General features: G+C 48.5%; 11 protein-coding genes. 3 read left to right on the forward strand and 8 right to left on the reverse strand.

Annotated features, from left to right (window positions below):
• Positions 1-71: 71 nt before the first annotated feature.
• From QGP82_RS07490 to QGP82_RS07525, 8 genes are all read right to left on the reverse strand, one after another.
• On the reverse strand, positions 72-863 hold the full coding sequence (locus QGP82_RS07490) for an SH3 domain-containing protein (RefSeq protein ID WP_490794183.1): 792 nt from the start codon (positions 861-863) through the stop codon (positions 72-74).
• 259 nt (positions 864-1,122) lie between these two features.
• Positions 1,123-1,446, reverse strand: a complete 324-nt coding sequence (locus QGP82_RS07495; RefSeq protein WP_163663939.1) for an urease subunit beta — start codon at positions 1,444-1,446, stop codon at positions 1,123-1,125.
• Entirely contained in the window at positions 1,446-2,525 is a 1,080-nt protein-coding gene (locus QGP82_RS07500) for a S41 family peptidase (protein ID WP_163663930.1), read from the reverse strand. The genes QGP82_RS07495 and QGP82_RS07500 overlap by 1 nt, the downstream gene beginning before the upstream one ends.
• Before the next feature lie 54 nt (positions 2,526-2,579).
• On the reverse strand, positions 2,580-2,882 hold the full coding sequence (gene ureA, locus QGP82_RS07505; RefSeq protein WP_163663928.1) for an urease subunit gamma: 303 nt from the start codon (positions 2,880-2,882) through the stop codon (positions 2,580-2,582).
• Positions 2,883-3,008: 126 nt separating this feature from the next.
• Positions 3,009-3,884, reverse strand: a complete 876-nt coding sequence (locus tag QGP82_RS07510) for an urease accessory protein UreD (protein ID WP_499058143.1) — start codon at positions 3,882-3,884, stop codon at positions 3,009-3,011.
• A gap of 91 nt (positions 3,885-3,975) precedes the next feature.
• Positions 3,976-5,199: a M20 metallopeptidase family protein gene (locus QGP82_RS07515; protein WP_499058145.1), complete on the reverse strand. Its 1,224-nt coding sequence runs from the start codon at positions 5,197-5,199 to the stop codon at positions 3,976-3,978.
• A gap of 110 nt (positions 5,200-5,309) precedes the next feature.
• A complete protein-coding gene (gene bioD, locus QGP82_RS07520; protein WP_499058147.1) occupies positions 5,310-6,005 on the reverse strand; it encodes a dethiobiotin synthase in 696 nt (231 codons plus the stop codon).
• Positions 6,006-6,070: 65 nt separating this feature from the next.
• Positions 6,071-8,083, reverse strand: coding sequence for a protein kinase domain-containing protein (locus QGP82_RS07525; RefSeq protein ID WP_499058149.1), 2,013 nt, complete (start codon positions 8,081-8,083; stop codon positions 6,071-6,073).
• A 455-nt stretch (positions 8,084-8,538) separates the two neighbouring features.
• Between QGP82_RS07525 and QGP82_RS07530 the strand changes: the two genes are divergently transcribed.
• The 3 genes from QGP82_RS07530 to QGP82_RS07540 all read left to right on the forward strand — a co-directional run bounded on the left by QGP82_RS07530 (position 8,539) and on the right by QGP82_RS07540 (position 14,062).
• Positions 8,539-9,996 carry a GAF domain-containing sensor histidine kinase gene (locus QGP82_RS07530; protein ID WP_499058150.1) on the forward strand — a complete coding sequence of 486 codons (1,458 nt, stop codon included), beginning with the start codon at positions 8,539-8,541 and terminating at the stop codon, positions 9,994-9,996.
• Positions 9,997-10,625: 629 nt separating this feature from the next.
• Positions 10,626-13,373 carry a DUF7925 domain-containing protein gene (locus QGP82_RS07535; protein ID WP_499058152.1) on the forward strand — a complete coding sequence of 916 codons (2,748 nt, stop codon included), beginning with the start codon at positions 10,626-10,628 and terminating at the stop codon, positions 13,371-13,373.
• A gap of 107 nt (positions 13,374-13,480) precedes the next feature.
• A complete protein-coding gene (locus tag QGP82_RS07540; protein WP_499058154.1) occupies positions 13,481-14,062 on the forward strand; it encodes a hypothetical protein in 582 nt (193 codons plus the stop codon).
• Positions 14,063-14,067: the final 5 nt, after the last annotated feature.

Consider the following 14,067-nt stretch of genomic DNA (forward strand, 5'->3'; position numbering starts at 1 on the left):
AAACAAAGCCACTGGATAGCTTACGCTAGCTACGGAGCTCCGACGAGTATATGACGAACATTTTTAACCTTCTACCCCGCACATTCGTCCCGACTCGGCAACAGTAACACTTCCCCATCGTTGTTTTGCCACTGTAGCCAGCCTTCTTGCTCACTAGCACCCGCTAGGGGCTCACAGCCATTGGCGGGGCGAGTAACACGGACACGAATCCAGTTGTCTTTGACTTCCAAGGGTTCGATCAGGCTGCTAGGACTAACCAGGCTCAGGACGTTGCGACCTCGTTCGGGTTGCGATCGCAACACTTGAGCATCATTTCTATTTCTCAAAGCTACGATATCAGCTTCAGCCAATCGATCTGCCCAGGAATAAAACGAGAGTTCCATGCCGCGATCATCCAATTGTTCACGGTGAATCCACGCACTGCCACCATTGGTATATTGCAGTTGCAACCAGCCATCTTCACGGGCTTCTAGCACAGGAAATGCAAGCAGTAGCGGGTCTACACTAACCATCGTAAAGCTGGCATCACGACCAATGGCAAACGCCTGTTGCCCATTGGGAATCAGCCAACCTTGCCAAATCCAGCCCCAATGATCGCCACCGGGCTCGCTGTAAAGCGGCAGTTCCACCTCCGACAACCAATCCGCCTGCACACCGGCACGACGACGTGGGGATAGGTAGCCTACACCGAGAGGCAAGTCTGTCTCTGCAAGGTCTACAATCCCTTCTAAGTTAGGCGTAATGGCCGCTGGTAACCCTACAGCTTCATCAGATGTTTGCCCCAATACTGGCACATTACCCAAGAGCAATGCCCCTTGCAGGCAAGCAATTGCAGCAAAATGGTGTAGTCGTAACATAGTCAACGTCAGTTAATCTCAGAACACATTTAACAGGTGTGGTCGCCCGGTTGGACCAGATACCGCCAGAGACAGAACACATCGGCATTCACATCACATCCAAACTAATCGTTCCCTCTACGAAGCAATGACAGCTCTGGATGTGGACAAATTTGCAGCTCTATCCAGGAGACATTTTCCTGATTCAAGGAGTTAATCCCCATATCAGACATAATCAACGTTTTGTTGTGTTGTCACTGAACAAAGTGCTGATTTTTTAGCAGTCCTACACGCTACCTTCTATCCGTTGGTTAAATCCATAGACTCTACGCTCTCCTGCCAACGCAACCAATGTTACAGAGCGCTCATCCCCCGGTTCAAACCTGACTGCTGTCCCCGCCGGAATATCTAGACGCATTCCCTTGGTCTGATCTCGATCAAATTGCAACGCATTATTCACTTCATAGAAATGAAAATGCGAACCAACTTGAATGGGGCGATCCCCGCTGTTAGCCACAGTTAACGTGACAGTTGGGCGACCGGCATTAAGTTCAATGTCACCTGCTGCGGGCAACAGTTCCCCAGGAACAACGGTAGAACTACCAGACATTATCGTAATCCTCCAAGCTGACTAATTAAATCTTGCTGCATTTGATCAAGTTGCTTTTTCACCGTTTCTAGAGCAGCTTCCAGCTCTCGATCCAGGGCTCCAGGCTTTTTACTTAAGTCGGTTAATCCCATATAGTGGGCAACTTTCATGGCTAGTTCTATCGGTACCTTAAAGTCTGGCAATACGCCACTACCCTCCCAATTTCTACCCGTTATTGGGCTAAGCACCTGCCCCGTGGGCAAGAACATCCAAAAATGGTCATGCAACCGCTGACCAGCTCCTGGATTAGCTTTTCCAGCCGTTGTTTCGCCAATTAACGTAATCCGATCAAGCTGTTTCAGTGTATAAGCAAATTCCTCAGCTGCTGTCGCCGTTTCTGGTCCAGTCAAAACATAGACAGATCGGTCCAGGTAACGCGGACCCCCTACATAGGCCGATGTCCAACTTTGTTGAGTGCGTTGTTCCGAAGGCCAATGCACATCGCTCAGGTGAACGGCTGGATAAGCGGGTAAAAGGTAGCTACACAGCAGTGCTACCATTCCCGGCGAACCACCCCGGTTATAACGTAGGTCAATGATTAAGCCGTCTGTATTCGCCACAAAGGCCATAGCCGCCGCTAAGGTTTCCCCAGCAAATTCGGGTGGTTCAAACCCATAGAGCTGCAAAAATCCTAAGTTGCCTGACAGTCGTTCCACCTGATTGATATCAAAGTTACGACGCTGGCTTTGTTGCTTCTGATAGGCCAGCTCTTCAGCCGTCGGTGGTGTATCAGCATTTAAGTCTGGCAGCGGTGCAGGACTAAAATACACCTGAATACTCTGATCCTCAGTCAGGGTTTGCAGCTGATTGGTTAGGGTTTCTGCAAACTGATGTCCGCTAACAATGTCACTGTAGCCGCCATCGCTCAGCCGTTGTCGAATGTCTGCCTGAGCTTTTGCCGCCGCTTCTGGAAACGCATAGCGGTCTAAGGCCTCAGCAATCGCCTCCAACACATGGGTACGACTTTCCTGATCCAGGTCTATATCCTGAAAACCACCACCAGAACTTATAAAACCATCAGAACCATCGGACTCAACCATAAAAACGCCTAAACAATCGAATTTTGAATGTACAGACGTTGCATGCAACGTCTTCTACTGAATTGGATTATGTACGGTAACCAGCTTAGTACCATCTGGGAACGTCGCTTCCACCTGAACTTCGTGAATCATTTCCGCCACGCCATCCATGACATCATTAAGGTTCAGTAACGTTGTGCCGTAGGTCATCAAGTCAGCCACTGTCCGGCCATCGCGCGCGCCTTCTAAAATTGCGGCAGAAATATAGGCCACGGATTCTGGGTGGTTAAGCTTTAGCCCTCGCTCTTTACGACGCTCAGCCACCAAAGCAGCCGTAAAAATCAGCAGCTTATCTTTTTCTTGAGGAGTGAGTTGCATAGGATGCGACGGAGACTAACCACAACAGAGATATTAAACCAGGATCTGCTGCGGTCAACTTAGAGCTAAACGTTATCTAAATAATAGGTCAGGTGGGCTGTGCCCACCTGACAATACAAAAGCAGATTAAACTCCCCAAACCCTTGGTATATAGCTTTTCTGGTCCAGCACTTTGGCTCGAAAATATTGCCAGATATCAATAAAATACTGTCGAGCGATTTGACTAGAGGAGCCTCGGTAACGGGCCACCAGTCCCTGTTCTAATTGGGTAACACCGGCGTCACACCCCGTTAGGCTCTTTAAATTAAGGCGAGTTCTGATGGCACTGAGATGTTTTGGAGTAATGGACTTACCCAATAACAAAAACGTACCGACGACTGGATATCCAGCTAATCCATTCCGACTACCCAGGACCTCAGAACCCCCTAAAAGCTGTTGCTGGTCGATCCATAGGGGAGTACCCTGCTGCCAGATTTCGGTTTGCGATCGCCACTGTCCAGTCGTCAGCGTCTCTCCCCTGGCACTGCGCCCAAACCGAGTAATATCCCAGCTCAGCCATACCCCACCAGGCTCTAAATCTACTTTCAGGGATTGTTGAAACCGTCCCCCATCAAACAAAATCAGCTCCTGAGGCAGCCATTCCACATAGGCATCACTGGCAACCGTGAGCTGAATCGCCTGCTGTGCCCAATCCCCCTGACTGCGATATACCTTATGGGCTGCCGCTGTGGTCACTAAGGCCTGAGTATCAGCCTCAGCCGTGATCACCATATCCAGCTGATCGCCCCCCACCATTCCCCCTGCCGTATGGACAATCACACTTTGACAATTTCCTGGGGCCGCCGCCGGGTAAAAAGGTCGCTGAATACGTAATGGAGATGTGCTGAAACTCTTGGCAGGAAAAGTTCTGCCATTCATATTGGCGAAGCGAAGATCCAGGGTACCTCGCCAACAAGGCTCTGCTGTTGCTTGCTCTGATTGAACTGTATTTGTTGTTCTCATTAATTTTTACTGTTCAATGGTGGGCCAAACGCATTCTCCCCATATCGGGCGTTTAACAGGTAGGAGCATTGCATGCGATGCTCCTACCTGTTTATTTCTGTTGGCAAAAGCGCTCAACACATCGTACAAATATTTCCACACCTGTTCCTAAAACTGTTTCATCAAAGTCAAACCGGGGGTGATGATGGGGATATGCCAGATTTAAATCAGGGTTTGCCGATCCTAAAAAGAAATAACAACCGGGTTTCTCTTGCAAGAAAAATGACATATCCTCACCGCCCATGGTCTGGCATTCTGGCACCACACCAGCAGGCGTTTCAATGACTGAGCTGGCAACCGATTTAACCAACTCAGCAATGGCCGCATCATTAATGACCGGCGGATACAGGCGAGTATAGTCAAACTGGTAGCTGGCTCCATGGGCCTGACACACTCCAGCAATGATGGCTTCCATGCGCTCTGGCAACAAGTCTCGATACTCTGGGTTAAAGTAGCGCACAGTGCCGCTGAGACGTGCACTATTAGCAATCACATTGACCGCTGTGCCAGCCTGAAATTCTCCGACGGTAACAACAGCAGACTCAATGGGGCTAATGTTACGGGCAACAATGGTCTGTAATGCAGTCACAACCTGTGCCCCAACCACAATAGAATCAACGGTCTGATGTGGCAAAGCCCCATGCCCTCCACGCCCTTGAATCGTGCAGTGAAAATATTCGGTAGCGGCCATCAGTGGGCCACTGCGCACACCCACTGTTCCCAAAGGTAAATTATTCCAAATGTGCAGACCAATAATAGCGTCTACCTCAGGCTGGCTGAGCACGCCAGCCTCAATCATAGGTTTGGCACCGCCAGGCCCTTCTTCTGCAGGTTGAAAAATAATTTTCACTGTTCCGGCAAAGGTATCGCGGTGCAGCGCTAGATAATGGGCTGTCCCCAAAGCAATAGTGACATGACCATCGTGGCCGCAGGCATGCATTTTACCGTTATGGAGCGAGCGATAAGGCACCTGGTTCAGCTCTTGTATGGGCAGAGCATCCATATCAGCTCGAATCGCCAGCACCGGACCAGGGCGAGAGCCTTGGATAGTAGCGACAATACCGGTTTTAGCAATGCCAGTTTGGTGTTCAATGCCCCACCGAGTAAGTTGCTGAGTAATAAAGTCAGCCGTTATGGTCTCTTCAAAACCTAGTTCTGGGCGCTGATGTAGATGACGCCGCCACTCTACCAATTGCGATTGCAGAGTTTTAATGTTGTCCCGCACCTGAGGCGGAGCTTTAGAAATTCGCGTATTGGCAGGCAGCGTTGAAACCATAGGACCTTAGCAGACACATGTATAAGCTCAGTATATAAATTCTGGCGGAGCTAGGTCTTCTGAAGCTGTATACCACCCATATCTGGTTCCAACACTGCCTTTCAAGACGATTAAGCCACCCAAAATGGCTGGGGCATGATGGCTTCAAGGCGCAGCCCACGCGCAGCTGCACTCAGCTGCGCCAAGTCTGTTGGATCGTCAAAATGGGGCAATACCCCCAGCACTGGAATATGGGTGAGGTTGCTAATCATTTCTGGTGGGGTGAGTTGCTCCACTTTATCTTCGGCTTCAGGTGTCGTGCAATTCAGGACAATGCCTTGAAGCTGCAGCCGGTGTTGACGGGCGAGGGCTACGTTGGCGACGGTAGCTGCGATCGCACCCAATTTCACCGGCACCACCAACACCACTGGCAACCGCCAATCTGCGGCCAGATCCGCCACGAGCAGCTCATTAGTTACCGGAGATCCCAAACCGCCTAAACCTTCCACCAGCACCCAATCACATTCTTTATCTAGAACCATATAACGTTGCCATGCCGGGGCTAAATCTACCGTCGTATTTTCTAGGGCTGCTGCAATCGGCGGTGCCAATGGAGCCCTATAAAACACAGGGTTTAAATCATCAAGCGATTGCTCCAGATTAAATATTTGCTGGAATAATTCACGATCACCTTCACCGGCTTGGACTGGTTTTAACACCCCCAGGCGACGCGACGCACAATACTGTTGCCAGTAGGCTATCAGCGCACAGGTTAAAACCGTCTTGCCACACTCCGTATCCGTCGCTGCAATTAATAATCCACTCACTATTCACACAATGGTAGGTCGTACCCACCCCACGATTTTTCTTCAATATAAAGGCAATATCTACCCTAAGGGCTCTGGGTTCCTTGGCCAACAATTTGAACATCCAAGGTAAAGTTCGCCTCACTGCTAGCTCGCACATCTACAGCATAATCACCTCCCAAAGGTAAAACACTGTTCCAATACAACACCCCTTCAGCCTCAGCAATCGCTTCTCCCCCCGGAAAAGTCACATCGAAGGTTACAGGACCACTGGCTTGAGTAATTTTCACGGTAATGACCTGTCCCTGGTTGGCATTCACCATGTAGCGCTGCACTCTACCGGGTCCGACTGAATTGGCTAACAGTGTCCCCGTCTGCCCTTCAGGAAATTGAACTCGCTGGGTAGATACCTGTTCTTGCACGTCTGCTTCGCCACCCTCTTCTTCATCAGGTCGCTGATCGCTAGAGCCATCGTCCGTAGCATCCTCTCCCTCAGACGGATCAGTCGATGATGATTCATCACCAGTTGTGTCATCAATTGTCTCCCCATCATCAGCCAGACCTTCCAGGGCAACACCTAACTCATAGGTTCCCTGTTCCCTACCGCGAGTCGTCTGAATCTGTACTGTATAAAGACCATCCTCTGGTAAGTCTCCCTCCCAATCCAACACTTGGCGAGCACCACGTAATGCCTTTCCTTCGGCATTTAATACCGAAAACACCACACCCTCACCTTCTATCGTTGCCCGCAGGATCTGACCCGCCTCAGCCTCTATTTGATAGTTAACGGTTTCGCCTTCTTTTATTCCTCCTTCAACAGTTTTCGGATCGCCAACAGCTAGAGCGAGTGAAGTTGTATAGTCAGCTGGCCCATCTTCAATTGGTGGGTCTAACGGCTCAGGAGTCGGCGCATCAGGCTGACTAGGCTGATCGTCTAGATCTTCTGGGAACGGCAAAGGTTGGACCCCACCATCTGATACATCGGGTGGAGAAGGCTTTAATACATAATTAACAACAGCCCAACCACCAAAGCCCGCCAAAATGATTGCACCTATAAATAGGGCAATTAAGACCAATGGATTATCCATGGTCTCCCGGCGTTGTGTAGACGTTACCACCCGCGTCTTAGGGGTACGAGACGCGGGCACTGACTGAGTTGGAACCCCTGTAGTCGCCATGGGGCTGCCCACTGCAACTGTACGCATCTCAGAAATTGGCGATTGCTGCTGCCCTCTGGCCACAGGACTTTGAGGAGCTCCAGGCGCAGCCACCCCCCCTTGCAATGCCTGTACCATATCGCTGACAGATTGATAGCGATCGCCAGGCCGATAACTCAACGCTTTATCCAACACAGTAGCTAACTGATCGCTGACTTGAGTAAACGACCGCCATTTCCAACCTAGAGTCGTATCGTCAAATAGCTCATGGGGTTCTCTACCCGTCAGTAGTACTAAAACAGTTACAGCCAGCGCATATAAGTCACTACTGGGATAAGCTCGCCCTGACTGTAGCTGTTCGCTAGGGGCATATCCCGCTTTCCCTACCGTTGTCGCTTGCACAGCCGTTGTCCCCGTCTGTAAGCGAGTGACGACTTCTTTAACAACACCAAAATCAATTAGTACAGGCTTTTGGTCACTGCGTCGCAGAATAATATTGTCAGGGCTAATATCTCGATGAATAATGCCTTTAGCATGAATATGAGCCAAAACCGGTAGCAACTGTCCGAGAAAAGCCCGGATCTCTGTTTCCGAAAATGCCTGTCCCGGCCGCTGTTGCAAAATTTCCCGATAGGTCAGGCCTTCAATATGCTCCTGGACCAAAAATAAGCGCTGATCCTGCTCAAAACTTGCACGAAACTCAGGAATCTGAGGATGGCTAATCTGATATAAAATTTCGGCTTCCCGCTGGAATAACTGAGCCGCCTTACTCGAAAAGCGATCGCCCCCTGCTGGAGGCATGAACTCCTTAATTACGCACTCCTCCTCAAAGCGTCCCTGATCTTTGGTTAGATAGGTTCGCCCAAACCCCCCCTGACCAAGCAACCGGACAATACGGTATCGATTTTGCAAAAGAGTGCCGACGGCTAGGGCAGGTTGCATAGTAAACGTCCCAAAGTGTTGACATCAAACGATTAACCCCTGGGGTCTGAGGCTCCAGACAGGCTATACCACTCTACCCCAATGCTCTATCAATGCTCCATCGCTTCAGACTCTATCAAATTGATTAGCTAATGACTAACCAATGGCATCGGTTTTACACCACATTACCCCGGCCATTCGCAGTCCTGTACAAGCCACCCATAGAAGCTGTTACTAACGCTTTCAGCTTACATAGATTATGTATCCATACAACAGCGTCTTTAGCGTATTCATCATCAGCATGTCGAGTACCCTATCTTCATTAATCAATGGATAGTGTTATCGATTTAAAGAGTTGATTAAAGATTCAGTGTAAAACATCCAAATTACTTGTTTTATAGGGCTTTAACGTTCAATAACATAAAGTTTCGGGAACGATGTAGTCATCAAGATCCCACCCTTTTAGTAGTATTGCAATGCACTACGGCGTTACCCCAGCTGCAACAAATAGTCAGCCAAGTCAACAACCCATTGGTCATCGACCCGTATGTTCACTGGATGGAACGCCCCCCATGGCACGAGAGCAAATACGTCTAAGTATCATTGAACAACTTAGACTGGATACATCCAAGCCAATTCCTATTTTTGAAGAAGCAGCCCAAAGCGTTTCTCGTTTGCTAGCAGCCCCGATCTGTTTAATTAGTGTATTTGACAGACAAAACCAACTATTCAAAGCCACCATGGGGTTATCTAGCTTAGGGTTAATGAATCAGCTAGCTGCTACCCGTGAACTGCCAAAGATAGAATCCTTTGGCATCCAGGTAGTAGATAGTGGTCAGTCATTGATGCTATCGGATGTCGCTCAACATCCAGCATTTAGAAAAAGTCTTTTGGTACAGAGATATGGTGTCCAAGCATACTTAGGGGTGCCCCTCATGACGTCTGAAAGGTGCTGCATTGGCACATTGGAGGTCATGGATATCATGCCACATCAATATACTCAACAAGATTTAGCGATCCTAGAACTCAATGCACGATGGGCAATGAGTGAATATGAGAAACAATGCTGGCTAAAAGATGGAAAGATTCAACAACCTACAGAAAACAACGACTATTTAACCTCCTCAGATAAGCAACGCCAAAGTCGCATCAACACCCTGCGCACAAACTTGATGTCCCAGCTTACTCAGGATCTACGCACCCCACTAACGGCCATCACCGGCATGGCTAGCATGTTAAGCCGAGAAATTTATGGGCCACTGACTCAGAAACAACAGGAATATGCAAACATTGTCTTACACAGCAGTCAAAACCTACTCTCGTTAACCAATGAGATTATGGAATTAGGGGCACTCAACAATTCCCCCTGGGAGTTACTACTCGCTCCCGTAGACATTGAAATGCTAGCTCAGCAAAGCCTCCAACCCATTGAGACAAGATCTAAGCAGCAAGAAATCAATTTTAATCTAACAGTAGAGCCAGGATCGCGCATCTGGGTGCTTGACAAACGCATTATTAAACAATTGCTCTATCACCTCATCCTCAGCATTACTAAAGCCTCCACTAGCGGTAGCACCGTACGTCTCCACATCTCTCGCAAAGACGAGCGTCTAACTCTGGCGATATGGGTCTCTAATCCATGGCTAGGAGATGACTTACCTCAATCAGTCTTAAGCTGGGGGCAACAAAACAAACTTTTGTCCTCGACAAAACCGTTAGACACCACCTATGGATTTGAGATCGTAGAGAACCTGTCTCCATTGAACACAAACGACCTAACAGAAGGCTCTACACCTAACGATTTACGACAAGAATTAGGTCTACTATTGAGTCAACAGCTAACCGATATCCATGGCGGTGAAATTATGATTCAAGGTTCATCCAATCATGGTTATCGATATATCGTGAGTTTTCCCCCCTTTGAAGTTGAATAGAGAAAAACGACAATATCACCAAACGATAAAAAGGCGAACCCGTTAAACGGGTTCGCCTTTTTTTGATACCAAGTAAATATCCTGACAAAAGATACCTCCTCATAAAGGAACAAGGAAGAACACCTACGTAGGATCTCAAAGATATTTGCCATTGCTTTTAAAGATAATTTAAACCCACAAAAAAGTCATATTCCTATCTGTAAAACTACGTTATTTTAGCTGTCAAAATAAGTGATGTGACTTAGCTACAAATTTTACAGAAAAGGGTATCCAATATATACGGAGGTTCAATCACAAATAAAAAGAGCGATAGATCTTCATTTTTTTACCAAGAAAAACAAGTCTACAAAACTCTTTTTATTTGATACAAATTGGACGGATTCTTCCTGAAATCTCTCTAATAATCAAAATCAATTATTAGTAGAAAGTCTAGGGAATTTTAGAAAATTAGGCAAAAAACTCTCTTATGTATACTTGAGTTTTATTCTCCTGAGTCTAGAACTACTGAATTGCCCCTCACATTGAGTAGTTCCAGTCTTAATTATCTGTCGCTGCCCCCTAATAAGCCCTTTGATTTCAAGAAAGTGGTTCTCTAACCTGCTCAATTTATTCATTGGTTCTCAGAAATAATGACAAAGAATAAACAGTCTAAGAAACTGAGCTGGCAGCTTTGCAAGCCAGTTATTGCATCCGCACTTGCCATTGGCGGTGTGTTTAACCTAGTGGGTATTGTGTTGGCAGAAGGGACTGCTGCTGGCACACAAATTAGTAACACTGCCACTGCCACCTATCGTGATCCCGATGGCACACCGCAAACCTCTACGTCTAACACAGTAACGGTTGAAGTCGCTGAGATTGCCGGTATCACGGTTGTTAACACGGCTGCGCAAGAAGTTACTCCAGATGCAGATCCACCAGGACCTGGTGAACAATTAGAGTATATTTTTGAAGTTACTAACGTAGGTAACGACGAAACTGACATTAGTTTACCTGCGGTAGCAGGCTTCACTGGTCCCGTAGACAGTGTGGTTAGCATTATTGCCGACCTTAACAAGGACGGCAATTTTGACCCTGCAACAGAAACGATTAGCAATCGGACAGATATTGAAGATGTCCAACCGGGTGAGTCCTTTGATGTCCAAGTAATTGTTCAGGTTTCCACCAGTGCCCAAGATGATGATATTGTTACCGTGACCTATGGTGACACCCCTGGTAACGGCCAAAACCAACCCTACGATTCCTCTGGTGGTAGCGTCTTCACCGATGATAACGATGCAACTGATGCGGCCAATCCAACAGGTGCAGCGGGTGTAGACACGGATCCGTTAGCCAGCAATACTCCTGGTCAAACTGATTCTGAAGCAGGGCCTGATGCTCCGGCTAACGGTGAGCGTGAAGCCAGTGCTACGGGTGAAATTACCATTGGTGAAGATCCTCTACAACAGTCTTTGGTTGAGATTAAGAAGTCTATCGGTAGCCATACCGTTAATGGGGCCAGTCCAACAGACGACACCATTACCTACAACCTGGAAGTTGATGTTTTAGATCAGGCGTCTATGCCGACAGGTAGTAATGCGATCGCAGCGGATCTACAGCCCATTAGCATTAATGGATTGCCAGATAAGCATGTGTTGGTGTCCGATGCCATTCCAGTTGGCACATCGCTACAAAGCGCAACCGCGCCTGGTGGCTGGACCGTTGTTTATTCCACCAGTAACCTCTCCGATCCGCTTACTGATACAGCCCTTGAGGCGACTTGGACCATTGCTGATCCAGGAGCAGCGGCAACAACACGTGTCGGTTTCATCGGACCTGCTAACACAGCGATCGCAATCACCGATCCTGCAGTAACTGGGTTCACAATCACAGTTGTGGCTGACGGCGTTGACCCCACCGCCACACCTTTGACCGTTGCTAACATTGCCCAGGTTGTCGGTTCTGGTGCAGTAGATGATCCATTAACACCAGAAGATGAGTCCCTCAGCTTCCCCGTACTGGATGAATCTGGTGATGACACCCCCAGTAACTACGATCCTGATACGGATACCTTCAGTGACTTTAATCCTGAAGTGATTGATGACCCCAGCACACCTCTACCAGAGGGCTTCACACCAGACGATGGCCACATTGGCGATCCTTCTGATCTCCTAGAGAAAGGCGTAGACCCCGGTAGTGACACCCCCACCGTTCCCGGTGATGACAACACCGGAGATAACACCGACGGTGATGGTGAAGCTATCATTGTCACCCTGGTATCAGAACCTGAGCCCGATATCCTGAATGGTCCTGACGGTGCCCCTGATGCAGTGGGTCCCACTGGCACCAACGATGACTTTACCAATAAGTCTGCACCCTATTCTGATGGTGATCCACCGGTTGTGTCCTTTACCAATACGGTAGCCAATAACGATACTGACCCCGATCCGGCAGTCAACACCACTGAAGATGGTTGGGTCCGTTTAGAGCCCATTGCACCTCAGGATCCATCCGACTTACCCGATGAGACGACAGCCACAATTATCGCTCCTGATGGTACTCGGGTTGAATACGAGTACGATGAGCCCACTGGCACCTGGTCTAAGAGCAATCCAGCCGACCCAGATATAATTGTTCCCCTACGGGCCGATGATGGTGTTCCCGGTGGTGACGACGAATTTGACTACGGTGTTGAGGTAGATCTACCCAACGATCCCACGAATATCGACGAGCTCGATAGCTTCCCCGTACCCATTGAAGCCACCTTTGTCGGCGTTTCTGAGGTCACCGATCCGAGTGATCCAGCTAGCATTGATACCGGTTTAGATGCATCAACCACCACCAACGTCACCATCGACCGTGTTTACACAGGCTTCCTGGAGCTAGTAAAGACTGCTCAGGTGGTTCAGGGAGATGGTCCCGCAGTCTCGGGTAATCCTGCCCCTGGTAACCATATCCGCTATCGGGTGACTTACCGTAATATCTCTGAAACTGAGATTGCACCCATGCAGGGCAACGTACTATTGACAGCCTCTGACCTGACTATCCTTGAGGATGGCACTGAGTTGGGTTGTTCCGGTGCAGTTGCAGACGCCAATAACTGGGCCTTTGACAATGACATAAATGGCGACCTGGATACTCGTCATGTTCCCAGCTCCGTGGATTTAACTAATCTAGACGATGGCTCCACAGGCAGTGTCGTGTTCTACAGTGGTGGTCCAGTGTGCGACGGCGGCGGCACGACTGGTAATCCAGCCTTTAACCCAGACACGGCTACACCAACGACTGAAATCTCAGGGACGTCTTATAACACAGACAGCACTAAGTATGCCTTTGACATTGAGGGTGATATTGAGCCCTTAGAGACTGGCTACGTTGAGTTTGAACGTCGTATTAACTAAGTCTGATGCATTCCCTGGAGCAAGGGAATGATCTAATAGAGCTTAGCCCTTGCTCCAAGGTCAAACCTTGAACCTTGCAAAATCTTTGAAGTTAAACGAGAGTAATTATGATGCAGCGTCTTTTTGCAAAGAAGCGTTTGTTCTTGGGCTTAAGTGCCCTTGCCTTGGTGGGAACAGTTCCATTTGCAATGAATCAGCCAGTGTTGGCACAATTGCAAGATGTTACCGATGCTATTGTCCAGGCTGTTCTGCGTCCTGAGGTCAAACTGACCCTCAGTGCCGCAAAGCAGGTTGTGGAACTTAATTCTAATGGCCAAGAGACAATTTCTTGGGAAGCCCTTGAAGGTAAAGTCACTGTGCAGCCGAATGATGTTCTACGCTATACCGTAGATGGCTCTAACTCCGGTGATGTAGAAGCCAAAGGATTGTCCATTACTCAGCCTATTCCTGCTCAGACCGTTTATGAGCTGCGTTCTGCTGAAGTTGATGGCAATGCTGAGATTATCTATAGCATTGATGGTGGTGAGAGCTTTGTGGCTGAGCCCATGGTCGAAGTTACATTGCCCGATGGTACGGTTGAAGAACAGCCTGCCCCTGCTGATATGTATACTCATGTGCAGTGGAACTTTAGCGATGATCTCGCTTCTGCCCAGGCCGTTAAAGCATTCTATAACGTGAAGGTTCAGTAACCCCA

Source organism: Leptothoe sp. LEGE 181152 (assembly GCF_032906605.1).
Lineage (GTDB): Bacteria > Cyanobacteriota > Cyanobacteriia > Phormidesmidales > Phormidesmidaceae > Leptothoe > Leptothoe turfae.